The organism is Streptomyces sp. NPDC034099 (assembly GCF_055575415.1).
The window spans coordinates 678,283-703,886 of the sequence record NZ_JBVISR010000002.1 but is presented as its reverse complement, the minus strand read 5'-3'; the positions used below and the strand labels follow the sequence as shown (position 1 = coordinate 703,886).

Annotated in this window: 24 protein-coding genes; 9 read left to right on the top strand and 15 right to left on the bottom strand. The window is 71.4% G+C overall.

Annotated features, from left to right (window positions below):
* Positions 1–57 precede the first annotated feature (57 nt).
* From ACZ56V_RS08175 to ACZ56V_RS08150, 6 genes are all read right to left on the bottom strand, one after another.
* Positions 58–411: a DUF742 domain-containing protein gene (locus tag ACZ56V_RS08175; RefSeq protein WP_356361491.1), complete on the bottom strand. Its 354-nt coding sequence runs from the start codon at positions 409–411 to the stop codon at positions 58–60.
* The gene (locus ACZ56V_RS08170; protein ID WP_398910548.1) at positions 408–830 is read right to left on the bottom strand and encodes a roadblock/LC7 domain-containing protein; all 423 of its coding nucleotides are present in this window, start codon (positions 828–830) and stop codon (positions 408–410) included. The genes ACZ56V_RS08175 and ACZ56V_RS08170 overlap by 4 nt, the downstream gene beginning before the upstream one ends.
* A gap of 2 nt (positions 831–832) precedes the next feature.
* Entirely contained in the window at positions 833–2,386 is a 1,554-nt protein-coding gene (locus ACZ56V_RS08165; RefSeq protein ID WP_468940259.1) for an ATP-binding protein, read from the bottom strand.
* A 561-nt stretch (positions 2,387–2,947) separates the two neighbouring features.
* Positions 2,948–5,602 (bottom strand): hypothetical protein, encoded by a 2,655-nt coding sequence (locus ACZ56V_RS08160; RefSeq protein WP_468940256.1) that lies wholly within the window; start codon positions 5,600–5,602, stop codon positions 2,948–2,950.
* Positions 5,603–5,876: 274 nt separating this feature from the next.
* The gene (locus ACZ56V_RS08155) at positions 5,877–6,440 is read right to left on the bottom strand and encodes a GNAT family N-acetyltransferase (protein WP_467378347.1); all 564 of its coding nucleotides are present in this window, start codon (positions 6,438–6,440) and stop codon (positions 5,877–5,879) included.
* 88 nt (positions 6,441–6,528) lie between these two features.
* A complete protein-coding gene (locus tag ACZ56V_RS08150; RefSeq protein ID WP_468940252.1) occupies positions 6,529–6,951 on the bottom strand; it encodes a MerR family transcriptional regulator in 423 nt (140 codons plus the stop codon).
* 56 nt (positions 6,952–7,007) lie between these two features.
* Here ACZ56V_RS08150 and ACZ56V_RS08145 point away from each other — a divergent pair, with 56 nt between their 5' ends.
* Both ACZ56V_RS08145 and ACZ56V_RS08140 read left to right on the top strand, forming a co-directional pair.
* Positions 7,008–7,979 (top strand): SDR family NAD(P)-dependent oxidoreductase, encoded by a 972-nt coding sequence (locus tag ACZ56V_RS08145; protein WP_468940249.1) that lies wholly within the window; start codon positions 7,008–7,010, stop codon positions 7,977–7,979.
* 251 nt (positions 7,980–8,230) lie between these two features.
* A complete protein-coding gene (locus ACZ56V_RS08140; protein WP_468940246.1) occupies positions 8,231–9,511 on the top strand; it encodes a hypothetical protein in 1,281 nt (426 codons plus the stop codon).
* A gap of 281 nt (positions 9,512–9,792) precedes the next feature.
* Here the strand turns inward: ACZ56V_RS08140 and ACZ56V_RS08135 are convergent, their stop codons facing one another.
* Together ACZ56V_RS08135 and ACZ56V_RS08130 are read right to left on the bottom strand one after the other, a co-directional pair.
* Positions 9,793–9,999 carry a DUF397 domain-containing protein gene (locus ACZ56V_RS08135; protein WP_467378340.1) on the bottom strand — a complete coding sequence of 69 codons (207 nt, stop codon included), beginning with the start codon at positions 9,997–9,999 and terminating at the stop codon, positions 9,793–9,795.
* A gap of 3 nt (positions 10,000–10,002) precedes the next feature.
* Positions 10,003–10,845 carry a helix-turn-helix domain-containing protein gene (locus tag ACZ56V_RS08130; protein ID WP_468940244.1) on the bottom strand — a complete coding sequence of 281 codons (843 nt, stop codon included), beginning with the start codon at positions 10,843–10,845 and terminating at the stop codon, positions 10,003–10,005.
* Between the two features lie 198 nt (positions 10,846–11,043).
* On the opposite strand from ACZ56V_RS08130, the gene ACZ56V_RS08125 reads away from it, so the two are divergent.
* Positions 11,044–11,706, top strand: coding sequence for an ATP-binding protein (locus tag ACZ56V_RS08125; RefSeq protein WP_467378338.1), 663 nt, complete (start codon positions 11,044–11,046; stop codon positions 11,704–11,706).
* A 31-nt stretch (positions 11,707–11,737) separates the two neighbouring features.
* Here the strand turns inward: ACZ56V_RS08125 and ACZ56V_RS08120 are convergent, their stop codons facing one another.
* Positions 11,738–14,887, bottom strand: coding sequence for a DEAD/DEAH box helicase (locus tag ACZ56V_RS08120; RefSeq protein ID WP_468940240.1), 3,150 nt, complete (start codon positions 14,885–14,887; stop codon positions 11,738–11,740).
* Between the two features lie 159 nt (positions 14,888–15,046).
* Here ACZ56V_RS08120 and arr point away from each other — a divergent pair, with 159 nt between their 5' ends.
* Positions 15,047–15,457: an NAD(+)--rifampin ADP-ribosyltransferase gene (gene arr, locus ACZ56V_RS08115; protein WP_467378335.1), complete on the top strand. Its 411-nt coding sequence runs from the start codon at positions 15,047–15,049 to the stop codon at positions 15,455–15,457.
* Positions 15,458–15,576: 119 nt separating this feature from the next.
* Here arr and ACZ56V_RS08110 read toward each other — a convergent pair whose 3' ends face one another.
* From ACZ56V_RS08110 to ACZ56V_RS08100, 3 genes are all read right to left on the bottom strand, one after another.
* On the bottom strand, positions 15,577–16,035 hold the full coding sequence (locus ACZ56V_RS08110; protein ID WP_468940236.1) for an SRPBCC family protein: 459 nt from the start codon (positions 16,033–16,035) through the stop codon (positions 15,577–15,579).
* Between the two features lie 98 nt (positions 16,036–16,133).
* On the bottom strand, positions 16,134–17,168 hold the full coding sequence (locus ACZ56V_RS08105) for an SEC-C domain-containing protein (RefSeq protein ID WP_398910582.1): 1,035 nt from the start codon (positions 17,166–17,168) through the stop codon (positions 16,134–16,136).
* A gap of 110 nt (positions 17,169–17,278) precedes the next feature.
* Positions 17,279–18,685, bottom strand: a complete 1,407-nt coding sequence (locus tag ACZ56V_RS08100) for an MFS transporter (RefSeq protein ID WP_468940234.1) — start codon at positions 18,683–18,685, stop codon at positions 17,279–17,281.
* Positions 18,686–18,828: 143 nt separating this feature from the next.
* Between ACZ56V_RS08100 and ACZ56V_RS08095 the strand changes: the two genes are divergently transcribed.
* The 4 genes from ACZ56V_RS08095 (at position 18,829) to ACZ56V_RS08080 (ending at position 21,623) form a co-directional block, all read left to right on the top strand.
* Positions 18,829–19,377: a winged helix-turn-helix transcriptional regulator gene (locus ACZ56V_RS08095; RefSeq protein ID WP_398910586.1), complete on the top strand. Its 549-nt coding sequence runs from the start codon at positions 18,829–18,831 to the stop codon at positions 19,375–19,377.
* A gap of 36 nt (positions 19,378–19,413) precedes the next feature.
* Positions 19,414–19,764 (top strand): DUF6412 domain-containing protein, encoded by a 351-nt coding sequence (locus ACZ56V_RS08090; protein ID WP_398910588.1) that lies wholly within the window; start codon positions 19,414–19,416, stop codon positions 19,762–19,764.
* A gap of 119 nt (positions 19,765–19,883) precedes the next feature.
* Entirely contained in the window at positions 19,884–20,597 is a 714-nt protein-coding gene (locus ACZ56V_RS08085; protein WP_468940229.1) for a YidC/Oxa1 family membrane protein insertase, read from the top strand.
* A 168-nt stretch (positions 20,598–20,765) separates the two neighbouring features.
* Positions 20,766–21,623 carry a fumarylacetoacetate hydrolase family protein gene (locus tag ACZ56V_RS08080; RefSeq protein ID WP_398910592.1) on the top strand — a complete coding sequence of 286 codons (858 nt, stop codon included), beginning with the start codon at positions 20,766–20,768 and terminating at the stop codon, positions 21,621–21,623.
* Positions 21,624–21,756: 133 nt separating this feature from the next.
* On the opposite strand, the gene ACZ56V_RS08075 is transcribed toward ACZ56V_RS08080, so the two are convergent.
* The 3 genes from ACZ56V_RS08075 to ACZ56V_RS08065 all read right to left on the bottom strand — a co-directional run bounded on the left by ACZ56V_RS08075 (position 21,757) and on the right by ACZ56V_RS08065 (position 24,291).
* A complete protein-coding gene (locus tag ACZ56V_RS08075) occupies positions 21,757–22,629 on the bottom strand; it encodes an LLM class F420-dependent oxidoreductase (RefSeq protein WP_398910593.1) in 873 nt (290 codons plus the stop codon).
* A gap of 106 nt (positions 22,630–22,735) precedes the next feature.
* Entirely contained in the window at positions 22,736–23,212 is a 477-nt protein-coding gene (locus ACZ56V_RS08070) for a heme-degrading domain-containing protein (protein WP_398910595.1), read from the bottom strand.
* Complete coding sequence (locus ACZ56V_RS08065; protein WP_468940225.1) at positions 23,209–24,291, bottom strand: Gfo/Idh/MocA family oxidoreductase; 1,083 nt, start codon at positions 24,289–24,291, stop codon at positions 23,209–23,211. Before ACZ56V_RS08065 ends, ACZ56V_RS08070 begins: the two co-directional genes overlap by 4 nt.
* 56 nt (positions 24,292–24,347) lie before the next feature.
* Here ACZ56V_RS08065 and ACZ56V_RS08060 point away from each other — a divergent pair, with 56 nt between their 5' ends.
* Positions 24,348–25,565 carry an ROK family transcriptional regulator gene (locus ACZ56V_RS08060; protein WP_468940222.1) on the top strand — a complete coding sequence of 406 codons (1,218 nt, stop codon included), beginning with the start codon at positions 24,348–24,350 and terminating at the stop codon, positions 25,563–25,565.
* Positions 25,566–25,604 lie beyond the last annotated feature (39 nt).

Below are 25,604 nucleotides of genomic sequence, written 5' to 3'. Positions count from 1 at the left end.
CGGTCGTCCGGCCCGGACCGGACGGCGCTTTCGGCCCCGGCGGACGCGTCGGTCCGGTCAGACGAGGGAGCGAAGTCCACGGAGTACCTCCTGCAGCAGGTCGAAGTCGGGCTGGTCGTCGCTCGCGGCGACCGGGCTGGAGAGGTGGCCGGAGTCCATCAGCGAGGAGACGAGGATGCGCACCGTGGAGGGCGGCAGCTCCAGCGCGGCCGCGATGTCGGCGACGGCCAGGCCGCCGTCCGCACCCGCGAAGAGCCGCATCACCCGGCGGGCGTCCGGGCCGAGGGTGTCCGTGGGACCGGTCGCGGCGATGACCACGCTCTCCAGGCGCACGTCCTGGCGCGCGCGGACCCGGCCCCCGGTGCGGACGTAGGGCCGGACCATGTCGGGATCGCGCCGCGGCCCGCTCATACCGGTGAGCCGCCGTCCGCGGCCGGGACGCGCTCCTCCGTGGCCAGCTCGTGTCCCACCCGGGTGGCGAGCCGCACCATGTGGTGCGAGATCAGCCCGACGTCGGCGTCGGGACCGGTCGTGCACACCGACAGCATGGTGTTCTTCGCGGCGGTCGTCGTCAGGCCGATGCAGCCGACCGACTCGATCAGCAGCTGCCGCATCCCCGCACCGCCGGTGAACTCGTCCCAGGCCTTGCCCGCCGCGCGCAGCGCCGCCGTCAGCGCGGCGAACTTCTCCCCGTCGTCCTGGCCGATCGTCCGGGTGCGGGCCTTCAGCAGCCCGTCGCTGCTCATCAGCACGGCGTACCGGACGCCCTCGACGCTGCCGAGTTCCTGGTCCAGCAGCCAGCCCAGGCTGTTGGTGTGTGTGTCTTGCACGATCAAAGTCCTTCGTCGTCAGCGGCGTCGTGGGGGGTGGTGCGGGCGGCGGAGTGGGTGGTGTGCGTGGCGGTGCGGGTGGTGTCGGCGGAGGCCGGCGAGGGCTGCTCCCCCTCCCGGCCGCTGCGGGTGCCGGCCGCCCAGGCGGCGGCGACGGCGGGACGGCCGGGTTCGGTGTCGTCGGGGGCGGCGGGGCGGCGCGCGGGGGTGGGCGCGGTGGAGCGCCGGCGGACGGTCAGACCGCTGGCGGTGGTGGTCGGGGAAACGGCGGCCGCGGGGGTGGCGGCGGAGTGCGCCGCGGTGGGCTCGGGCACCGGCTCGGCGGCGGGGGCCGCGGCACGGGCGGGGACGGGGGCGGCCTCCGGCGGATCGGCCGGTGCGGTCTCCGGCGGATCGGCGGGCGCGGGGGCCGCGATGGGCCGGGACGCGGCCTGCGGCACCGGCTGGGCCGCCCCCGGGTCGACGATCAGGTTCTTCGGCAGGACGACCATGGCCCGGGTCCCCTGGTAGATGTTGGGCGCGGTCAGCTCGACGCGGAAGCCGTAGTTCTCGGCCAGCAGGGACGCGACCCGCAACCCGGTCTGGGGGTGGGCGCCCAGGCGCGTGATGTCGTCGCGCTGTTCGCCCGACATCACGTCGCTGGCCCACAGCAGCCGCTCGTCGTCCATGCGCAGCCCGGCGTCGTCCACGATCAGGAAGCAGGCGTGGTGCCCCTGCTCCAGCGAGACGTGGACGCTGGCGGCGGGCGGCGAGTAGCGCAGCGCGTTGTCCAGCAGTACGGCGAGGGCGTGCACGACCGCCTCCACGGCGCGGCCCTCGACCACCACGGAGCCCATCTCGGGGTGCTTGATCCGCTCGTACCCCTCGATCCGGCCCATGGCCGCGCGCACGATGTCGGTCAACGTGGTGGCGGGCCAGCGCCGGGACAGCTTGTCCCCGGCGAGCACGGAGTACCCCGACGCCGTGAGCAGCATCTGCTGCGCGAGGTGGTCGATCTCCACCAGCGTCGCGTACGCCTCGTCCGAGATGTGCCGCCGTACGCCCTGGCTGACGGCCCGGCCCAGCCGTGCCGAGCGGGCCACGATGTTGTTGGCGAAGCCGCGCACCGCGGCCCGGGCCACGCCGACGGACTCGCGCCGTACCTGGGCGATCTGCCGCTCGGTGTCCTGCCGTACCAGGTCGGCGGCGTGGGCCGCGGCCTGTTCGGCGGCCGCCCGCTCCCGCGCCCGTATGTCCCCCACCGCCGAGGCCACCGCGCCGGGTACGGCACGCAGCCGCTCGGCGAGCGGTGTCCCGTCGAGCTGCGCCGGTACGAGCAGGGCTCCCTCGGGGCCCGCGCCGCCGGGCCCGGCCTTCGCCGCCGCCGGGATCACGGTGGTCGCGAGGTGTCCCACGCACTGCTCGGCCGCGACGAGTTGCAGGGTGAGCCGGTCGGCGTGCTCGCGCAGCTGCTCGGCCCGGCGCCGGGCCTGCTCGCCCTTGCGCCGGAAGTACCACGCGGCCCCGACTCCAACCACCGCCAGCACGGCGGTGGCGGTCACTATCAGTTCAGTCATCAGGTCCTCACGGATCGGAAGCCGTCGGTGTGGGCGAGGGTGGCCGAGGCGGGACGGCGCGCAGGGGCGGGGGCGCCGACCGGCCCGATGACGACCGGGCTCTCAACAGGCCGGAGCGGACCGGTGTCTCCCACGGCCACCCCGCGCTGCGGAGTCAGCAGCGACGCGGACGACGGCGAAGGCGCACGACATGGATCTCCCAGGGACACGCGAGGGCCGGTACGAGCAGGGGGCGCCGACGACGCGGACTCGAGACGGAACGGGACCGCGCGTCCCGAGGCGCCTCGAACTCCCGTATCCACGACCGGCGTTCGACGTACGGAAAGGGACCATACCGCTTGTGCTCACGTTGTGCTCATGCGTGGTGTGTGCCTCGTGAGCACGACCCGGCGCCGCCGGGGGTTTGACGCGAAAAATGCGCGGATGGCGACCAAACCCCTTTGACCGAAAACAGAGTTGGCTCAGCGGGCGGTGCGCTGGTAGTGGCCGGTCGGGTGCCCCGGCGAAGGCTCAGGCGCCGTCGGCGAGGCGCTTAAGCCACTCGTCCAGCAGCCGCTGCTGTCAACTGGAGGCGAGCTGGTCTGTGATCTCCTTGATCCAGTCGGCCTTCTTCGCCGGTTGCCTGAGGCTCTCCTCCCACTCCTCCCGTTCCATCTTGTGGTCCGTGTGACCGGCCTTGATCAGGATCAGCAATTGCAGGGCGGAGTCGCGCAGGGCGGGATCGGTGCCCTCACGCGAGACCATGTTGTAGAGCTTGTGCGCCGCCAGCTGGCGCTTGTACCTCGTGATCTTCTTCCAGAACTTCATGGCGTGCAGCAGCGAATCCCCGGTGTCCTTGGCCGTGGGTATCGGCTCGCCCTCCGGCGTGTAGAGCTCGGGGTGGTGGGCCTCCTGGAATCGTCCGTACGCCGCACTGCCTCCCTTGTAGGCGGCGGTAGTGAGGACGAGGCCCGCCCCTACCGCGGCAGTGATCCAGCCCGCAGGGTTGGACGCCAGAGCCCCGGTGGCGACGATGGCCACGGTGGCGATGCCGCCCGCTCCCTTGAGGCCCTCGCCCATGACGCCGCCCCCCATTTCCTTGACCGCCTGGCTGACCTTCCTGCTCTTCGCGAGATGCGTGGCGAAGTTCAGGTCCTCCAGGTCCCGCGCGTTACCGAGGAAGTCGGCCTTGGCCCGGGCCTCGATCAGCGCCGCCTGCTCGTACGCGGCCCCGGCGGCTCTGATGCCTGCCGCCCACTGGTCCTCCGTACGGCCTTCGCGGTCGTTCCTCGCCCGCTCTACGGCCTCGCGGGCGAAACGGGCGTTGAGCTCGGCGGTGTTGGCCTCGGCCTCCAGTCGGAGCAGCCGCTTGGACTGGGCGGCGTTGGCCTTCTGGAGCTGCCTCAGACCGTGGATCTTCTCGATCGCACCCTTGGACTTGAAAGCGGCCCGGACACTCTTGGCCACACCGGCGACACCGCTGAGTACACCGCTCGCCTCGGCGGAGGCCGCGGTGCTTGCCACGCCCTGGAGCTTGACCGCCTCCTTGGCGATGGTGCCGGCGTTGGCGCCCGTACTGACGACACTGACGCCCGCGTCGGTCGCCTTGGTCTTCCCCTTCTTGTGCGCGTTGTGGTACCCGGCTCCGCTGCCCTTGCGCAGGGCCGTCCTCAGGTTCCTGAACGAATCCGCGACGCTGGCCCCGAAGGAGAGGAGTTCCGTGACCGCGCTCAGTGACGCGCCGGAGACCCCGGCGGCGGAGGCGTCGTGCTTCAGGGCGGAGGCGTCCGCGGCGGCGGCGGTGTCGTTCTTCGGGGCGGCGGCCGCCATCTCGGTGGCCTCCTGACCGAGGCCGGCGGCGGTGGGGGCCTGGACGCCCTTGCCCAAGGCGTCCGTGGGCTCGAGGAGCTTCTTGCCTTGGTCCGCGTTCTCGGCGACCGCCTTCAGACGATCACTCCTGACCTCCGAGCGGGCCTCGGCGGCGGCGCGTTCTTCGGAGCGGCGTGCCTCCTCCTCGGTGGGAGGGGCCGCTTCCTCGGCGGTGGTGCTCGTGTCGTCCCTGGTCGTGTCGGTGCGTTCGCGGGGATCGGTGCCGACCTCCGAGTACCGGATGCCGGAGTCGGAGCCGCGTCGGGTGAGGTCGGCGGGGGCGGGCCGGAGGTCGAGGTCCGAGCCGCGTCGCGTGCGGCCCGACGAGGTGAAGCGGGCCGCGAGGTCGGCTAGGCGTGCGTCCCTGGCCGCGCGTTCCTCGGGTGTCAGCGTGACCTCCTCGACGGCGGTGCGTGCTTCTTCCTCCTCTTCGACGGGGGTGCGTGCCGCTGCTGCCTCTTCCTCATCGACGGCGGTGTGTGTCTCCGCCACGACGGCCGGACGTGCTTCTTCTTCGAGACGGCGACGCCGGTCCGCTTCGGCGGCTGCTTCCGCTTCACGGCGCAGCCGGTCTTCCTCCGCCGCTGCCGCTTGGGCTGCCGCGATGCGCTGTCGTGCCTTGGCCGCCGCCGCTTCCGCCCCCGCGCGACGTCGTCGCTCTGTCTCCGCTGCCTCCGCTGCGGCTGCTTCCGCCTCTTCGAGGAGACGCGCTCCCTTCGCCGCCGCTTCGCCTGCCGCCCTCTTCGCCGTGTTGCGGTTCCGTGCCGTGGCTGCCGCGGCTTCTCCCCCCGCCCGCACCCGTCGTCGTACTTCTGCCGCTTCCTCGGCAGCCGCCTTCTCCTCGGCGGCGCGCCTCGCGGCGGTGGCCTGTTCCCGGAGCGCGGGGTCGGCCTCCACGCCGTGGGTGCCGGACTCGGAGCCGCGCCGGGCGGGACCGGCCGGGCCGGGCCGCGTGTCGGTGTCGGAGCCGCGTCGGCTGCGGCCCGAAGGGGGGAACCTGGCCGCGAGGGCGGCGCGCCTCGCGGTGGTGGCCTGCTCCCGGAGGGCGGGGTCGGCCTCCATGCCGTGGGTGCCGGACTCGGAGCCGCGCCGGGTGCGACCGGCGGGACCGGGCCGGGCGCCGGGCGCCGAGCCGGGGCGGGCGGCCTCGGTCTCCGGTACCCGCTCCAGCGTCCTGCCCCTGGCGCGCTGCACCGTGGCGGCCGCCGCCTGGTTCCCCGCGCTGGACTGGAGCCCGAGTAACGCCTGTTCCGCGGAGGTCCCGGACCCGGACGAAGCCCCGGTCCTTCCTTCCTCCCGACGCTGCCGGGCCGCTGCCAGGGCGGCCGCGGAAGGCCGTTCGGAGATGCGCTGGACAGGGGCGCTCATGGACATACCTCTCCTGCTGCCGGACCGGGCCACGCGAAGGTAGCCGGGCACGGCGAACAGAAGGGGTGTGGCGGGGAAACACTTCAGGGACACGTGCGGAACGCGTCGCCCACCCGTACGTGAGCCCGCGGGACGGGTCCTGGACCTGACGGCCGACGACCGCCCGGGCGTTCCCTGGTCGGGTCCCACCGGACTTCATCGGCGCCGGTCCCAACGGCTGGTTCAGCACCATGGGTCGCCGGAACGGCCCCACCGCTCCCAACGACGTGTGCGATCAAACCGGCATGGCCGACGGCCGCCACTCGCGTCTGATCAGCCCGAACACCCAGGAGTCGGACACCTCGCCGTTCACGACGCAGTCCTCCCGCAACGTCCCCTCGCGCACGAACCCGATCTTCTCCAGCACCCGGGCGGACGCCGCGTTGCGCGTGTCCGCCTCGGCCTGGACCCGGTTCAGGTCCAGCGTGTCGAAGGCCCATGTCAGCAGGGCGTGCGCGGCCTCCGTCGCGTAGCCGTGGCCCCACATCGCCTCGTCGAGGCAGTAGCCCAGCGACGCGCTGCGGTAGACCGGGTTCCATTCGACCAGGCAGACCCATCCGGCGAAGGCCCCGTCGGAAGCGCGCTCGACGGCCACCCGCACTCCGGTGCCTTCGTCCGCCATCGTCCGGCACATCGCGAGGAAGCGCTCGGCGCGAGCCCGCTCGGTCCACGGCGGGGAGTCCCAGTAGCGCATCACATGGGCACTGCTGTGCATGGCGTAGAGGAAGTCCGCGTCGGCCTCGTCGAAGGGCCGCAGCCGCAGGCGATCGGTGTGCAGGGTGGGGGTGGCCAGAGTCATGGCCGTCATCCTGCGCTCTCGGGGGGCGGGCAGGACAGCGAATATCCGACCGAGGCGTCGTCGAAGCGCTCGACCGGGACCCACGGCCTCAGGCCGTCGGGTCCCAGAGCCCACCGGCTTCACCGCGCGCGAGATGCTCGGCGTAGACACCGACCTTCCAGGCGATGACGGACCGGCACTCCTCCAGCGCCTGGATCTGCGCGTCGACGCGCTGTTGATGGGCGTCGAGCAAACGCAGGCGTTCCGCCTCGTTGCCCGGTCCCTGGCGCACCAGTTCGGCGAACCGCTTGAGGTCGGCCAGCGGCATGCCGGATTCGCGGAGCTTGACGCAGATCAGGAGCCAGTCGACGTCGAGTGAGCCGTACCGCCGGCTGCCGCCCGACGTGCGCCGGACCGGCCCGACGAGCAGACCCTCGCGCTCGTAGAAGCGCAGCGCGTGCACGCTCAGTCCGGTCCGTTCGGCCACCTCGCCGATGCTCAGCGACTGCCCGGACACTTCGGTGCTGGTCACGCCGCTCACCCCCTGGACTTGATCTAGACCTCGCTCTAGATCGTAGCGTCGGCGGCATGACCGACACCGACCAGCAGCCGATCAACTCGCCTTTCTCCGCCGCCACCACCGCCGAGGACGTCATGGCCGGCCGCGACCTGTCAGGCGTGACCGCCGTGGTGACCGGGGGCTACTCCGGGCTCGGCCTCGAGACCACCCGGGCCCTGACCGCCGCCGGGGCCCGCGTCGTCGTTCCGGCCCGTCGGCCCGAAATCGCCCGAGCCGCCCTGCAGGACGTGAAGGGCAGCGAGGTCGTCCCCATGGATCTGACCGACCTCGGCAGCGTCCGTTCCGCCGCCGCGCACATCAGCGCCCGCTTCGACCGCATCGACCTCCTGATGGCCGTCGCGGGAGTCATGGCCACCCCGGAGCGGCGCGTCGGGCCCGGATGGGAATTCCAGCTCGCCGCCAACCACTTCGGACACTTCACGCTCGCCTGCGAGCTCTACCCGCTCCTGGCCGCCGCGGACGGAGCCCGTGTCGTGGCGTACAGCTCCGCCGGACACGCCATGACCGACATCCGCCGGCACGACCCGCACTTCCGCACCGGCTACGACAGGTGGCTGGCCTACGGCCAGGCCAAGACCGCCAACGCCCTGTTCGCCGTGCACCTCGACGCCCTCGGCAAGGGCGACGGCATCCGGGCGTTCGCCCTCCACCCCGGCAAGATCATCACCGGTCTCCAGCGGGAGATGGCGCTCCAGGAACAGATCGACGCGGGCTGGGTGGACGAGCACGGCAACGTCGTCGGCGCCGACTTCAAGACCCCCTCACAGGGTGCCGCCACCGGCCTGTGGGCCGCCACCTCCCCACTCCTCGACGACCGCGGCGGCCTCTACCTGGCGGACTGCGACGTCGCCCGCGTCTTCGCCCCCGACACCCCCATGGACGACGACGGCGTACGCGCGTACGCCGTCGACCCGGACAACGCCGCCCGGCTCTGGGAGATGTCCCTCGCCGCGACGGGCGCCTCGCCGACGAACCGATGACCTCGCGCTCCGCATGATGCGGCGCGGCGCCCGGCGAGCGGGCAGCTGCGGAGAGATCCGGGTGCGCCGGCGATTGGCCCTCTCGCCCTCGTGCAACTCTGTCCGACTCGACCTCCGAAAACGACTCCGCCAGGGGCGGAATAAGACCCTCCGTGATCATTTGTGGCTAGTTCGGGGCTCACACCACCACCCCGTGTGGCCGCTACATTCACCCGGACCGAGCCCACTCGACCAGGGGGGAACAGGCAACGATGCGCTCCACAGGAACCGTCAGTCGCATCGGCAGATCACTCATGGCGGTGACCGCCACGGCGGCCGCTTCGGCGGTTGCCGTCATGGGTCTCGCCGCATCACCGGTTGCCGCGGCACCCACGGACACCACGGCACCCCGGCCCGGCGACGCCTGTACGGCGGCCGACCTCGGCACCCGCCACCCGTACATCAAGTCCACCGAAGTGTCGCCGACGATCACCCACTTCAAGGGCTGGTACGTCACCGAGGGCACCACCGGCCAGCAGACCGTCAGCACCGACACCACGACGGTCATCGCGGTCTCCGTCGGCCTCAACGACACGATCGAGACCAGTTTCGCGGTCGAGGCGCTCAGCAACGTCAAGGCGGCCGTCGGTCTGGACGTGAAGCTCGAGTACACCTCCACCAGCAAGGAGTCGAACTCGGTCACCTGGAACTTGACCCAGCCGGGCTACTACGGCTTCTACAAGGGCACCAAGAAGGTCACCGGCACGTACGGAAGCCTCAACTGCAACCGCGCCCAACAGGACGACGGAAGCTGGGCGCTGGAGTGGACCGAGGGGCCCGGCAGCGGCAGCTTCACCACCTTCACCACCCTTGAGGAAGGCGCGGTGCGCTGCCAGGACAGCGTGCCCGCCGACAGCATCATGGCCAAGGCACAGGCCCTCCTCGACTGCGGCTCGGCGGCCGCGAAGGCTGACCACCCGGCGGGTGCGGCGGCGCCGACGGCACAGCAGAAGCAGGCCCGCCCCGCCCCCGGCCCGGCTCCCACCGGCGGCACCTCCGTCGCCGCACAGCCCAGGGCCACCGAGCACCGTGCGCGCGCCGCCCTCGACTGCTCGGCCGAGGTGTACAAGATCGCCGTACCCGGCAAGCCCCTGTCCTGGGGCGCGCCGCTCCTGGCGGACGACGGTGTCCGGCTGCGGCCCTCGTCCATCTTCAGCGCCCACCTGGACAACTGGCGCCTGTGCGACGTGACGGAGAACAACGGGGTCCTTGAGGCAACCCTGTGGAACTGGGGCAACGGCGGATGCGCGACCATCACCCCGGGGAACGCGGCCACCGACCGAGCGGTCCTGATGACGGCCTCCTGCGCGGAGGACGACCTCCAGCGGTTCTACATCTACCGCGACGTACCCGGCAGCTCGAAGATCGGCGTGCAGAACAAGTACACCGGTTCCATGATGGGCTACGACCGGTACGCCGACGGTGAGTTCATACGCCAGTACTCCACCGGCAGGCAGGACGGCACGGGAACGTTCGACCTGACCGGGGTCTGACGGTCCCCAACCCCGCGGGCGGCTCCGCACGGGGCCGCTCGGCGGTTGTTAGTCCAAAGGCAGCCGCAGTTGGGGGAGTCCTTCGCCGGACCGCTGATCACCGAGGCTACGGCTGTGAGGTCGGTCGCCGAGGAACTCTCCAGCGCACGCTGAAGGTCTGTCTCGAAGGCATCCAGGTCGCCAGGGAAGCGGTGACCGGCATACAGGGCGGCTCTCAGGTCACCGACGGTTCGCAAGGGTGGTGGCAGTGAGGATGCCACGTGTCTGTTTCTCCGCGTGCGTCAGGAGGACTTCTGCACGTCGTGCCGTACCGAGTCGATGAATCGGCGCCAGGGCGTCTGTTTTACCCTGAGTACGGGGCCGTCGATGCGCTTAGAGTCGCGTATCAACAGGCCGTGTGAGACGTGCGCGCACTCCACGCATTCAGTGCCGCTGCCACCGCTGTATGAGGACTTGAACCAGTGGACTGCCGGGTTGGCTGCTATCAAGACTCACTCCTTGCTGACCCGGTCGATGAGTTCGACCGAGGACTCGAGGTCGAGCGCCTGTGCGCTGAGGTAGTCGAAGGCCAACCTATATCGCTCCAGTTCCTCGGGCTTCTCCATGAACAGCCCACCACCGAGAAGATCCACGTAGACGACGTCCAGTTCACGGGCTTGGCCACGAAGTGCGACGAAGCTTCCGACTGCGGCAGCATGCGCACCCAAAGAGAACGGGAGCACCTGGATGGTGATATGTGGCCGCTGGGCACAGGTCAACAGGTGTGCGAGTTGCTCACGCATGACCTCAAGTCCTCCGACCTGACGGCGGATCGCGGCTTCATCGATCACGCACCAGATGCGCGGAGGCTCATCGCGCTCCAACAACTCCTGGCGTTTCATCCGAATGTCGACCATGTACTGGACTTCGCGCTCGTCGCAGTGCACCTCTGAGGCGCGATGGACCGCCTCCGCGTAGGCGCGCGTCTGGAGGAGTCCGGGGATATACATGCACGCGTAGTGGTCCTCGCGCACGACCTCGTCTTCCAAGGTGAGCATGAGGTTCATGGAGTCGGGGATGGGGTCGGCGAGTGATCGCCACCATCCTTGAATCTTGGCGCCCTTCGCCAACTCCACCAAGGCCGAGCGCTCTTCGTCCGTTGCGGAGTACTCACGGCACAGGGCATCTACGGCAGGCCATTTGACCGTGCCCTCTTTCGTCTCATAGCGGCTCAGCGTCGCCTTGGAGATGCCGACGCGGGATCCCGCCTCTTCGAGCGTCAGCCCCTTGCGTTCCCGGAGTCGTCGCAGGTCGGCGCCCAGCTGGCGCCTACGAGTAGTGGGTCCGACTGGCATGTCCTCAGTCCTTCGCGTTGGTCCAGTAGATCGTGGTGCCCCGCCTGCGGCGGGGGCAAGACGGTGTGCGCCGGGGGCGTGTGACTAGGTCGCGTGCTCTCGCCTCTGCGTAATGAGAGTTCCATTTCGAGAGTTTCAATGCAACTCTGAGTTGCGTAAGCATCACAGTGAGGTATCGACGGTGGGGAGCAGACAGACATGGATGACGTCCTGTGGAGGCCGACGCAGCCGTGGACGCTGCCGTTTCTGGCGGCGGCAGATCAGGTGTGGGCCCTTCGGCGCGCTCTGCGGATCCACTTGGAGTACTGGGGACTGCATGAGCTGACGGACGCGGCCGAGCTCTGCGCAAGCGAACTCGTCGCCAATGTGATCAAGCACGTCGGGCCGGAGACGCCGGCCACCATCGTCGCTTCACTCGGTGGCTCCCACCTGCGCATCGAAGTTCACGATCCCGATGCTCGCGCCCTGCCGACGCTCACGTGCGCGAGCCTCGACGCGGAGGCGGGCCGGGGGATGGCGCTGGTCGACGCCGTGAGTGACCGATGGGGAGTGGAACTCTCCGGTGATCGCAAGGTGACCTGGTGCGCGTTCCGCATGGACGCGACCCGAGGCGAACGGCAGCACATGCCGAGGCCGCGGCTGGCGAGAGCCGCGGACGTGCTGAGCCTGTACAGCGGTTCAGGGCCCATGCCGGAGTCGATCGATCGGAGCCGGTTGGCGGCGGCTACGGCGGCGGAGGCCGCGATCACCGCCATCACCGACCTGCTCTACTGGTTCCGCGCACAAGGGTGGGACGTGGACGACGCGCTCGACCGGGCGCAGTCGCACTTCGAGGCGGAGTGTGAGGTGCGACTGTCCTGAGTCGTTCCGGTCATGGGCCGACGTAAGTGGATCAACTCGCCTGGATCGCCGCCGAGTAGGACCACACATCGGCCGGGATTGGATGATCGAGGTGCCAGGTGATCGCCATCGGCTTGCTGCCGGTGTGCTCCACGTAGGTTGCCGGTCCCAGGAGCATCCACGGCTGGGACTTACCCGTGTCCGTATTCGCGTAGCGGCGCATGAACAACAGGACGCTGGTGCCGCGATCGGCGTGCTGCTGGTAGCGCCTGCCCGTGGCGGAATCGGGGGAGGTCGCGTTCTGGGACTCCCAGTGGAAGAGATTCGGGCTGATCGCATAGTCCTTGTACCGGACGGTGGGTGAGAAGTCCTTCTCGTCCTTTTCAAGCGTGATCAGCAGCGCGTCCGTCTGGAACTCTTCCGCCCACTGCACGCCCTGGGCAAAGGATCTCGGCATCTGTCCACCGAACCGGGCGATGCCGAGGGCGGCTAGTATCTCCGACCGGTTGTACGAGCTGTGGACCTTCAACGGCAGGCTGCCGAGGCCGTCGGACAGTGGGATCGGGACATGGTCGGCTCGGTCGATGACGTACGACAGCACCTGCCGGAGTTCGTCCCTCAGGGCCCGCTGCGGACGTAGCGACGCGAGGCCCTCCGTATAACTGGTGAAACCGCCCGCGTTGTCCCAGAGGTTGAAGAACAGCATGCGTGCGTAAGCCTGGCCGGTCTGGTCGAGCTCCTCGTATGGCGGGGCGTCATCCGCCAAAAGGCTCAGGTAAGCCCGAGCGCGCTCGGGATCGTCCACGTGCAGGAAAGCGTGGACCCGCTTGAGCAACGCCTCCTCGCCCGGTGGACCCGGTTCGGTGGCCAGGCCGGCACGGCGCAGTACGAGGGTCCAGGAGTTGCTGCTCTTGTACAGCTCCTTGATCTCCCGGCGGCTTTCGTGGAGGTAGTCGGCGAGCAGCGGAGTGCTGTACTCCTTGACCTCCTTCACCAGCGTCTTCACCGTGGCGGCCAACTGGGTCCTGATGTTGTCGAGGACCAGTTTCTTCGCCTTGCCCTCCAGGATGATCTGGCAGCCGGACGGCAACTGGGGAAAGCCCCGCTCGATGTGCTCGACCAACCGATTGCGCGACAGGTTGGTCATGGCCCGGAACTGCTCCTCGAAGCGGAACTCCGCTCGGTGCTGTCCGATGAAGTCGAGGACCGTGAGGACCGGCTTCGTCTCCGTGCGCCGCAGCCCCCGCCCCAGTTGCTGGAGGAAGACCGTGGCGCTGTTGGTGGGCCGCAGCAGAAGGAGGGTGTCCACGTCAGGGATGTCGAGCCCCTCGTTGAACAGGTCTACCGAGAAGATGACCTGGAGCTCGCCAGCTTGGAGGTCGGACAGTGCTCGGGCGCGTACCTCGGCCGAAGAGTCGCTGTCGAGGGCAGCAGCCCGGAACCCGGCCTTGCGGAAGTAGTCGGCCATGAAGTGGGCGTGTGCCTTCGTGACGCAGAAGCCGAGCGCGCGCATGCCACCGGGATCGGAGATCTTGTCCCGGATCTGCTTGATGATGATGCGGGCGCGCGCGTCGTTGCCGGTCAAGAGGTTCCCGAGCTCCTGATCGGCGTATGACCCCTTCTGCCAGGTGAGGTTGGTGAGGTCGGTTCCGTCCGGGATGCCGAAGTAGTGAAAGGGGGACAGCAGGTCGTTTTCCAGGGCCTCCCAAAGCCTCATCTCGGCGGCGATGCGGCCATCGAAGAACTCGTCCTGGACATTGAGCCCGTCCATCCGCTCGGGTGTGGCGGTGAGCCCCAGCAACTCCTTCGGCGTGAAGTGCTCGATCACCCGTCGGTACGTACTGGCCGTGGCGTGGTGGAACTCGTCGATGACGATGACGTCGAAGTGATCCGGCGCCAGTTGCTCCAGCCTCTGGACGTTGAGCGATTGGACGCTGGCGAAGACGTGGTTCCACTCCTGTGGGTCGGCGCCGCCATGCAGCAACTCGCCGAACGAGGCGTCGACCAGCACTTCGCGGTACGTACGCAAGGACTGCTTGAGGATCTCCTTGCGATGCGCCACGAACAGCAATTTGGGTCGACCGGAGGCCCCCTCCTGGCTCAACTCGCGGTAGTCGAGCGCCGCCATGACGGTCTTCCCGGTGCCGGTGGCTGCGACCAACAGGTTGCGGTGCCGTCCCCGGATTTCGCGCTCCGCGCTCAGCCGCTCCAGCATGTCCCGCTGGTGCGGGAAAGGGCGCACTTGGAGACCGGACAGGTTGATCTGGAATGTGGTAGGCGACGCCGTTCCACCCGCCTGGGCCAGCGCCGCGTCGAGACGCTCATCGTCGCGATCAGGGTCGTACGTCTCGAACGCCACGTCGTTCCAGTAGGCGTCGAAGGTGGCCTCGAATTTGTCTATCACCGCCGGTGTGGCCACCGACGACAGGCGTACGTTCCACTCAAGGCCGTCGAGCAGCGCCGCACGGGAGAGATTCGAGCTGCCGACGTACGCCGTGTCGAATCCCGTCCTGCGCCGGAAGAGCCATGCCTTGGCGTGCAGCCGCGTCGATCGGGTCTCGTAATTCACCTTCACGGTGGCGCCGAATTCGCGCACGAGCCGGTCGAGCGCACGGCGGTCCGTGGCACCCATGTAAGTCGTGGTGATGATGCGGATCGGGATGCCCCGCTCCTTCGCTGCGAGGAGCGAGTCCTCCAGCACGCGGATGCCGTACCACTTCACGAATGCGCAGAGCAGGTCGATTCGATCCGCCGTGGCCAGCTCGGCCCGCAGCTCGGCGCCCAGATTGAGGTCTTCAGGCGAGTTGGTGAGGAGGGATGTTTCGGAGAGGGGCGTGAGCGGGCGGATCGCATAGGCGCCCGGCGCCTCCTGCTCTGCCAGCGCCAGCAACTGGCGGGGCCCTTCGACGATCGTGCTGACGGGCTCCGCACCGCTCTGCTCACCGGCATCGGCGGCCAGGGACTCAAGAACGCGATTTGCGAAGGGAACTCGGTCCTCGGGCCTGAGTTGGTTGAGATGGCGGGCCACTATGTCGCCGACGTGGCGAGCCAGCACGTGGGGTGACGATTCTGCACCGACCTCGGCTTCGATGGTCTTCCAACCCGCGGTCTCCAGCCGATCCAGATCACCGCGCAGGCGATCCGTCACCAACTGTTCGTAGACCCCCGCGACCGGCCCCTCCGGACTCCCCGGCTGCTCCACCCCGACCCCTTTCAGCACCACGTTGATGTGGAGGCAGTTGTAGCAGGAGCCACTGACACCGAGGCGGAGTGACCGGCGGTATTCAGTCCGATCAACCGGCGTCGGGGGGGCATCGTGAACGGCCCGTGGTCGCGGCGGCGTGGTTGATAACCTGCCGCGATGGACGAGGTACTGGACGGCGGCCCCTTCTTTCACGGCACGAAGGCCGATCTGCGGGTCGGAGATCACCTCACCGCGGGTTTTCCTTCGAACTACCGGCCCGAGATCCTTATGAACCACATCTACTTCACCGCGTTGCGCGACGGCGCGGGCCTCGCCGCCGAGCTTGCCGCCGGTGACGGGGACCCGCGCGTGTATGTCGTCGAGCCGACCGGGGAGTTCGAGAACGACCCGAACGTCACCGATAAGAAGTTCCCCGGAAACCCCACCCGCTCCTATCGCAGCAAGGAGCCGCTGCGGGTCGTTGGTGAGGCCACCGACTGGACGCGACAGACTCCCGAAGCTCTCCGGATGTGGCGAGAGCGGCTGGCCGCCATGGTTCTGGAGGGGCGCGCCGAAATCATCAACTGACGCGAGCGGGAGTGCGGGAACGGGCTGGGCCTATGAGCGAGGCGTGAACACTCCACCGAGAAGTGTTCACGCCCCGCGAGGTCGGTGTTCTGGCAGTGGGTCCGGCCGGGGAAAGATGATCAGGACTTCGCCCCGCCCGACAGGAACCCCGTCAGCCCGTCCAGCAGCATGGTGCTGCCCTGCTCCGCGCCGTCCCGCTCCTCTGCCGTGTCGCAGGTCTGGCGGAGGGTGATCACCGTGTTGCGGGGGCCCTGTTCCGTGAGTTCGACGGTCATCGTCGAGGGGTCCGGGCGGCCCGGGACGTCCATGCCGATGGTCAGGGCCCGGTGCTCGGCGACCTCGATGTAGGAGCCGGTCAACGGGAACTCCGTGCCGTCCGGGGTGCGCATCGTGGCCTTCCAGGTGCCGCCGGGACGGACGTCCATCTCCACGGAGCCCGGGACGGCGTAGGCCCACCGGGCGTAGTGGTCGGGGGTGGTCCAGGCCTGCCAGACCTGGAGCGCGGGGGCGTCCAGGGTGCGGGTCAGGGTGTAGGAGAAGCCGTCGCCGGCCGCGGTGGGCGTCTGGTCGGTGCTCATGTCGTCGTGTCTCCTCGGTGGGGATCGGGTCGACTCCGCTGACGCGTCGCGTTCCGCGTCAGGCTCTCGCACCTGTAGACGCCCGGCGCCGCCGAATCTCATCGGCCCCCGGCGACGTCCTCCCCGTGGCACTCCCCGTACGTCCGACCCGAGCCGCACCAGCACGCCGCCCCGCGCTGCGGCGGCCACGCCACCGCGAGGCCCCGGGCCGCCAGGGTCGTCGCGTACTGCGGGAGCAGGGTGGGGTCGGCCGGGGACGCGCCCTCCGACGCCGCGAAGGCCTCGTAGGACGGGACCGTGCCCGGGACCACGCCCAGGTTGGCGGTGCCCGACGAGGCCAGTTCGCGCAGGGCCGCCTCTATCGACGCCAGGTGGTCGTCGTAGGAGGGGTACTCGGAGGAGAGGGAGGGGTACGCCTCGATCAGTTCCGTCAGTTCGTCGGCCGGCCAGTGGAGCATGGCGACCGGGAAGGGGCGGGACAGGGCCTCGCGGTAGGCGCCCAGCTCGGCGCGCAGGCGGGAGATCTCCGCCTCCAGGTCCGCCGGATTGTCCGAGCCCAGGGACCAGACGCGCTTCGGGTCGTGCAGCTCGTCCAGGGAGATCGGCATCGAGTGCAGGGTGTCGGCCAGGGTGTCCCACTCGTCGTGGGCCAGGCCCAGCATCCTGCGGACGCGGTGGCGGCCGTAGAGGAGGGGGTGGGTCGAGTACGGGGGCTCCGGCACGTCCGTCAGGAGCAGGCGGGCACCCTCCGTGAACGTCTCGTGCGCCGCCTCCAACTCGTCGTGGGACTCCAGGGCCTCGGCCACGATCACCCAGGGGGCCGGGTCGCGCGGCGACGCCGCGCGCACGCCGTCGATGATCGCCCTGGCCTCCGCCTCGTGGTCGTACTCCCAGAGGTTCGACGCCTTCAGGGCGCGGACCAGGGACGGGTTGTCCAGAGGCGTGGAGGTCTCGGAGGCCAGCAGGCGGTCGTAGAGCGTGGTGGCGGCCGGGCGGTCGCCGGACAGTTCCCGGTGGGCGGCGGCGCGCAGGAGCAGGGCCTCGGCGTCCTCCGGATAGAGGCCGGCGGTCCGTTCCAGGCGGGCCGCCTCGGCGGCGTGGTCGACGTTCTCGGCGGGCGTGTCGGGGCGCATGGGGGACACCGTACTGCCGTGAGGTGACAAGGGTCAGCCTCCCCGGGGGGCGCCGCCCGGCCGGAGGCCGGGGAGCGGTGCCGGAGAAGGCCCGGGTGGCGTCGGCCCGCTCAGCGCCGTTCCCGCAGCGTTCCCACCAGCACCGCCGCCACCACGGCCAGCCCCGCCGACACCCACAGCGCCACGTCCGTGCCCGCCCCCGGGCTCCCCGCCGACGTCGCGATCGCGACCGTCAGGGCGACCCCGGCGCACGAACCGATGTAGCGGAACGTCTGCTGCGCGCCCGAGCCCATCGCCGCGCGGGCGGCCGGTACCGACTCCACCGCGAGCAGCGGCAGCGCGGCGTTCAGCAGGCCGCTGCCGACGCCCGCCAGCGCCAGACCGGGCAGCAGCCGCGCCCAGGAGCTCGCGCCGACCGCGCCGAGCATGGTCAGGACGCCGACCGCGTGCAGGGCGAAACCGACGGTCAACTGGTGGCGCGCGGAGACGCGGTGGGCGATGCGGCGGGCCTGGAGGGCCACCGCGAAGGCGAGACCGGCCCAGAGCAGGGAGAGCAGTGCCGTGTCCATCGGGGACAGGCCGAGCGCCCGCTGCAGCACCGTCGGCAGGAAGCTGAAGAAGCCGATCACCGACAGGCCCGTGAACAGCCCGCCCGCGGAGGACGCCAGGAAGAGCGGGCGGCGCAGCAGCGCCAGGTCGATCATCGGGGCGGCCGCGCGGCGCTCCCGTACGACGAACAGGGCGCCGAGGAGGACGGCCGCCCCCAGCAACAGGCCCACCGGCGCCCGCAGCCACCCGTCCCGGCCCAGCGTCAGCGCCGCCACGAGCGCGACCAGCGCCGGTCCGAACGTGAGCGCCCCGGCGAGGTCCGGCCGGCCGGGCCGCGGTGAGCGCGACTCCGACAGGGCCCGCGCGCCGAGTCCCGCCACCACCAGCGCGGCGGCGCCGAGGATGCCGTGCGCCACCCGCCAGTCGGGAATCGCCCCGACGAGGACGGGGCCCACGGCTATCCCGCCGCTCACGAAGGCGCCCCACACGCCGGTCGCGCGCAGCCGCCCGGCGGGGGTCGGGAAGGCGTGGACGAGCAGGCCGAGGCTGCTGGCCAGCAGCGCCGCGCTCGCCGCGCCCTGTGCGATGCGGGCCAGCGTGAACAGCCAGGTCGTGGACGCGAAGGCCCCGAGGACGGTGGTGATGCCGAGGGCCAGCGTGCCGGAGACGAAGAGCCGGCGGCGCCCGTAGTCGTCGGCCAGGCTGCCGGCCACCAGGAGCAGGGCGGCCAGGCCGAGCGGGGTGCCGTTCAGCAGCCAGGCCTGGGCGGACAGCGGGGTGTGCAGGTCGGCGGCGGTCTCGGGGAGCGTGACCATCGGCGCGGTGAACGCCATCAGGGCCACCGCGGTCGCGGCGCTGGTCAGCGCGAGGGTGCGGCCGGGGTGCGGGGGTGGGGAGGCCCGTTCCGCGGGCGGCGCGGCTGCCGTGGGTGCCGGGGTGGTGGGGGAGTCCGTGCCAAGGTCGCTCATGAGGGGCGGTCCGCTCTCGATGGCTCGACGGAGGATGGGTTCACCTAGTGGGTTCGGTCAACGAACTTACTTGAGGTGAGCCAACCTAGCACCGTCGGTTCGATGACTGAACCTCATGGCGGAAAGTGGCTACAGTGGACGGCATGGCACTGGGCAAGGACTACGCGACGCAGGAGTGCTCGATCGCCCGCGCGCTGGAGGTCGTCGGCGAGCGCTGGACACTGCTGGTGATCCGCGACGCGCTCTACGGCGTCCGGCGGTACAACGACTTCCTCGTCCACCTCGGCATCCCGCGCGCCGTCCTGGCCAACCGCCTCCAGGCGCTCACCGCCGAGGGCATCCTGGAGAAGCGCAGGTACCAGGAGTCGCCGCCCCGGGACGAGTACGTCCTCACCGACCGCGGCATCGCCCTGTGGCCCGCCCTGCGGGCGCTCGGCATCTGGGGGCGCGAGCAGCTCGGCGGCGAGCCGATGCGCACCTTCTGGCACGCCGACTGCGGCACCGAACTCACTCCCCACGGTTCCTGCCCCGCCTGCGGGACCCCCGTCGCCGTGCGCGACATCGACATGCGGCCGGGGCCCGGGCTCGACCCCGACCCCGCGGACCCGGTCAGCCGGGCGCTGCTCGGCCCCCGGAGGCTGCTCCGGCCGATCGAGACCGAGCAGGGTCCCGCACCGCGTCGTCCTGTATAACTGGGACAAACACGCGCGCGAGAGGAGGAGTTGCCGATGCGGCCGACCAACCGGAACCGCCGGACCGTCGTCCCGGTGCTCCGCCCCCTCCGCCATCTCCGCCCCCTCCTCGGCCTGCTGCTGGTCCTGCTGCCCGTCGCGCTCGTCGACGTCGGCAGCCTCTCCGCCACCGTCGCGCTCGCCGCGACCACCGCGGTCGGCTCCGCGCTCGCCGCGTGCGCCGTCATCGCCGCACGCTGCGCGCCCGCCGTGCCGCCCACCCGGGTGCGTACGGCCATCAGGGACCGTGACCTGCGTACGGCCTTCCTGCCCCAGCGCGATCCCGACGCGCCCGGCCGCCGCCGGCCCCGAGCACCCGGACACGCCCTCCCGGCGACCGCCGCGTAGGGCACCCCCTTCCACCAGGGCACATCCCCGCGCGGGCCGTGTCGTCATGCCGCCATTCGCCGGCCTCGCCGGCGTCACCGTCACCGGCACGACGAGACCCCCGGAGGGTTCACCCACCCATGTCCGTTTTCGCCAGCCTGGTCGAGCACCTCGCCGACCTGCTCCAGCCCCTGTTCGGCGCCTCCGCCGCGGCCGCCGCCATCGTCCTGTTCACCGCGCTCGTACGGCTCCTGGTCCACCCGCTCTCCCGGGCCGCCGCCCGCGGGCAGAAGGCGCGCACCGCGCTCCAGCCGCGGATCGCCGAACTGCGCCGCAAGCACGCGAAGAACCCCGAGAAGCTCCAGCGGGCCGTGCTCGAACTGCACACCGAGGAGAAGGTCTCCCCGCTGTCGGGCTGCCTGCCCAGCCTCTGCCAGATCCCCGCGTTCTTCCTGCTCTACCACCTCTTCTCCAGTTCCTCGATCGGCGGCGAGGCCAACGAACTCCTCTCCCACCGGCTCCTGGCCGCCCCGCTCGGCGGGCGGTGGGCCGACGCGTTCGGGGACGGCGGGCTCACCGGCGGCGCCGGGCTCGTGTACGTGGCGCTGTTCGCGGTCGTCGCCGGGGTCGCCACCTTCAGCTACCGGCTCACCAGGCGGACGATGGCCGACCGGCCGGTGCTGCCCGCCGGTGACCGGGAGGCGGTGCCGGGCGTCGGCGCGATCACCCGGGTCATGCCGTTCATGTCCTTCTTCACCCTCGTCACCGTGGCCGTGGTGCCGCTGGCCGCCGCGCTGTACGTGGTCACCAGCACGACGTGGAGCGCCGTCGAGCGGGCCGTGCTCTACCGCTGAACGCCGGGTGGGGCGGCCGCGACGCTACGGTCCAGTACGTGAACGGGGTATTGCGGAGTGGAACCGGGCCTTGGAGGATCGACCAGTCCTCCGACGGCTGTCGCGTCGCTGCCGCACCCAGGTCGCGCATCGTCGGGCGGGCTGCCCGCGATCGAGGAGTTGGGGATCATGAAGCTGTTGCGAGTCGGTACGGCGGGGTCGGAGCGGCCCGCGCTGCTCGACGCCGACGGAACCCTGCGAGACCTGTCGGGCGTCGTGGCGGACATCGACGGCGACCTGCTCGCCGACGAGGGCGCGCTCGACCGGATACGGGCCGCCGCCGCGGCCGGTGAGCTGCCCGCCCTGGACGGCACGGGACTGCGTGTCGGACCGCCGGTGGGACGCATCGGCAAGATCGTGTGCATCGGGCTGAACTACCACGACCACGCCCGCGAGACCGGGGCCGAGCCGCCCGCCGAGCCGGTCGTCTTCTTCAAGGCGCCGGACACGGTGGTCGGGCCGCACGACACGGTGCTCGTGCCGCGCGGGTCCACCAAGACCGACTGGGAGGTGGAGCTGGCGGTCGTCGTCGGGCGCACCGCCCGCTACCTGGAGTCGGCGGAGGAGGGGCTCGCGTGTGTCGCCGGGTACGCGGTCGCGCACGACGTGTCCGAGCGGGAGTTCCAGATCGAGCGCGGCGGGACCTGGGACAAGGGCAAGAACTGCGAGACGTTCAACCCGCTGGGCCCGTGGCTGGTGACCGCCGACGAGGTGCCCGACCCGCAGCGGCTGCCGCTGCGGCTGTGGGTGAACGGCGAGCTGAAGCAGAACGGCACGACCGCCGAGCAGATCTTCCCCGTCGGGGAGGTCGTGCGGTACGTCAGCCAGTTCATGGTGCTGCGACCCGGTGACGTCATCAACACCGGGACGCCGGCGGGGGTGGCGATGGGGCAGCCCGAGCCGAAGCCGTACCTGCGGGCCGGGGACGTGGTCGAGCTGGAGGTCGAGGGGCTGGGGCGGCAGCGGCAGGAGCTGAAGAACGCGTAGGCGCTCCGCTGGGGCAGGGGAGGGGCGCCGGGGAGTGCGGTTGGTTGTCGGCCGCGGGCTGACTGTGGCTGGTCGCGCCCACGCGGCGGAGCCGCTCATGTCACAGCCCCGCGCCCCTTTGGGGCGCGTTCTCTCACGTCAGCAGTGAAGCGAGCCTGCGCCAGCCCTCCCTCGGGAGGCGGGTCATGTCGTCCTCCACCAGCTGGAGGGCGACATGGTCGGCGCCCGCGTCGTGGAAGGCGTCGATGCGGGCGCGGATCGTGGCCTCGTCGCCCCAGGCGAAGACGGCGTCGATGAGGCGGTCGCTGCCGCCGCCGTCGACGTCGGCGTCGGTGAAGCCGAGGTTGAGGAAGTTCTTCGTGTAGTTCGGCAGCTTCAGGTACATGGCCAGATAGGCGCGGGCCGTCGCGCGGGCGCGGGACGGGTCGGAGTCGAGGACGACCTTGAACTCCGGGGCCAGCAGCGCGCCCCCGCCGAGCCGCTCGCGGGCCTGCGCGGTGTGCTCGGGCGTGACCAGGTAGGGGATGGCACCCGCCGCCCGGTCCCGGGACAGGTCCAGCATCTTCGGGCCGAGCGCGGCCAGCACCCGGTGGCCGGAGCGCATCCCGGCCCGGTCCAGCTCGTCCAGGTAGCCGACCATCGTCGAGTACGGGCGGCGGTACCCCTCCACGCGCGGGCCGTGGCTCACCCCGAGGCCCAGCACGAAGCGGCCCGGGTGGGACACCTCAAGCTCGGCGAAGCTCGCCGCCGCCTCGGACGCCTTGTGCTCCCAGATGCTCTGGATGCTGGTGCCGACCACGATCCGCTCGGTCGCCCCGATCAGCGGCGCGGCGTGTTGGGCGGCGGTGTTGCCGCCGAGCCACAGGGCGCCGTAGCCGAGCTGTTCCAACTCGGCGGCCACCTCGGCGCGTTCGGCCGCGCCCTCCGGGTCCTCGGAGCGCAGTTGCGCACTCCAGACGCCGTACCGTCCGACCGATTCCTTCAGGGAAGCCGTCGCCTCGTTCATCGCTTGCGATCCCTCCGGTGGGCACCGTGATCATCTTGCCTGTCTGCCAGACAACCACGGGTACCCACCGCTGATTCCCCGACCACGCCGTCCGGGGCCGGTCGGGCTACTCGCCGAGGAACCGCTCCAGCGCCTCGACGACCAGCCGGTGGTCCTCCACCTGCGGCAGCCCGGAGACCGTCACCGCGCCGACGACGCCGACGTCCGCGACGGTGACGGGGAAGGAGCCGCCGTGCGCCGCGTAGGTGTCGGGGTCGAGCCGCGAGGACTCCTCGAAGGTCGTGCCCTTGGCCCGGAAACGCGAGCCGACCAGGTACGACGCCGAGCCGTACCGCTCCACGACACGGCGCTTGCGGGCGATCCAGGCGTCGTTGTCGGGGGTCGAGCCGGGCAGCGCGGCGTGGAAGAGCTGCTGTCCGGCGCGGTGGATGTCGATGGCGACCGGGGCCTCGCGCTCCCGGGCCAGCTCGACGAGCAGGGAGCCCAGCGCCCACGCGTCGTCGTGGGTGAAGCGGCGGAAGACCAGGCGGCGTTCCTGCTCCTCCAGCTCCGCCACGGTGGGTGTCGTCGGTGCCGTGCTCACAGGGACACCACCACTCCGTCGCGGGCCGACCTGCGGGCCGCCTCCAGCACGTCCAGGGCGGCGGCCGCCTCCAGCGCGTCCACCGGGTTCGGGCCGCCCTCGCGCAGGGCCTTGGCCACGGCCGCGTAGTACGCGGGGTAGTCGCCCGCGACGGTCGCCGCCACCTGCCCGCCGCCGGTCAGCGGGGAGTCCCCGGCGCCGACGCGGCCCCACAGCGACTCGTCCTCCTCGCCCCAGCCGGGGCCCGGCCGCTTGCCCTCGCGCAGCGCCGCCTCCTGCGGGTCGAGGCCGTGCTTGACGTAACCCGCCTTCGAGCCGAGCACCCGGAAACGGGGGCCGAGCTGGGCGGCGGTGGAGGAGACGTAGAGGTGGGAGCGGACGCCGTTCGCGTGCGTGAGCGCGAGGAACGTGTCGTCGTCCGCCGCCGCGCCCGCCCGCCGGACCACGGACTCGGCGTACACCTGGGTGACCGGGCCGAACAGGACCAGGGCCTGGTCGACGACGTGGCTGCCGAGGTCGTACAGGAGGCCGCCGATCTCCGCCGGGTCGCCGGACTCGCGCCAGCCGCCCTTCGGCTTCGGCCGCCAGCGCTCGAAGCGGGACTCGAAGCGCCACACCTCGCCCAGCGCGTCCTCGGCGAGCAACGTGCGCAGGGTCAGGAAGTCGTTGTCCCAGCGGCGGTTCTGGAAGACGGAGAGCAGCAGGCCGCGCTCCTCGGCCAGCGTCGCCAGCGCACGCGCCTCGGCGGCCGTGCCCGCCACCGGCTTGTCCACCACGACCGGCAGACCGGCCTCCAGGGCCCGCGTCGCGAGCGGTACGTGCGTCTTGTTCGGGGAGGCGACGACGACCAGGTCCAGCTCGCCGGCCCGGTCGAACAGCTCGTCGGGGCCCGCGACGGTCCGCACGTCAGGGAACTCGTCGCGGGCCTGCTGCTGCCGCTCCGGGTTCGAGGTGACGACCGTGTCCAGGGCCAGGCCCTCGGTGGCGGCGATCAGCGGGGCATGGAAGACGGAACCCGCGAGGCCGTAGCCGACGAGGCCGACGCGCAGAGGGGGATTGCCGGGAGGAGTACCAGTCATGCGTCCTACTTTCGCAACGGTGTTGCCAAAGTGCAAGCGCCGGGGACAATGGGGGCGTGAACAGGAGCAACGGCGGAGGTACGGGGATCGGCGCGGGCGCAGGCACGGGTACGGGCGGCGGCGCGAACCTGCTCGCCCTGCGCAGCCACAACACCGCCCTGGTGCTCGACCTGCTGCGCACCGCAGGCGGCGAGGGCATCAGCCGGCTGGAACTCGCCGAGCGCACCGGACTCACCCCGCAGGCGGTCAGCAAGATCACCGCCCGGCTCCGGGGCGAGGGCCTGGCAGTCGAGGCCGGACGCCGCGCGTCCACCGGCGGCAAGCCGCGCACGGTACTGCGCCTGGTGCCCGGGGCGGGCCACGCCCTCGGCGTCCACCTGGACCGCGACGAGCTGCGCGCGGTGCTGGTCGACCTCGACGGCACCGTGGTGGGGGAACGGCGCGCCCCACTGGACCTGGGCGCGGGTGCGGAGACCGTACGGGAGGAGGTGGCGCGGGCGGCGGAGGGACTCGTGGCGGAGGGGCTGGGGCCTTCCGCCCCGCAGGGCGTTCGGTCGCCGGGTGGTGTTCTCGCCGCCGTTCCCACCCTCCTCGGGCTCGGTGTCGCCCTGCCGGGGCCGTTGGACCACGTCCGTGGCGTGCTGCACCGGGTCACCGGCTTCCCGGAGTGGGACGGCTACCCGCTGCGGGACGCGCTGGAGCGGCGGCTGGGCATGCCGGTCGTCGTCGACAAGGACACCAACGCGGCGGCGCTCGGCCTGGCGGTCGGCGGCGCGGGAGTCGGGGAGGGCGGGGCCGGGAGCGGGTCCTTCGCGTACCTCCACCTCGGCACCGGACTCGGCGCCGGTCTCGTCTTCGGCGGCGCCGTGCACCGGGGTGCGAGGACCGGTGCCGGGGAGTTCGGGCACCAGGTCGTCCAGCTGGACGGGCCGCCCTGCACCTGCGGCGCCCGGGGCTGCATAGAGGCCCTGTGCCTCGCCGCCGTCGCCCGCGGGGACCTCGCGGAGGCGGCGAGGGTGCTCGGCACGGGCGCCGCGAACCTCGCCGGGCTGCTGGACATCGACCTGGTGCTGCTGGGCGGCCGTACCGTCGCCGCCGCGCCCGAGGCCTTCGTCCACGGCGTCGGCGCGGTCCTCGGCGCCCGCGCCCGGCGCGAGGGCGGTCACGACGGCGCCGTACCCGTACGGCTCGCGCCGGGCGGAACGCGCGGGGTCGCGGAGGGCGCGGCCCAACTGCTGCTGGCCCCGCTGTTCGGCCGGGGCGACGGCGGCTGAACGCCGGGGCCCCGGCGCCCTTCCGCCCCTCGCTCCCCG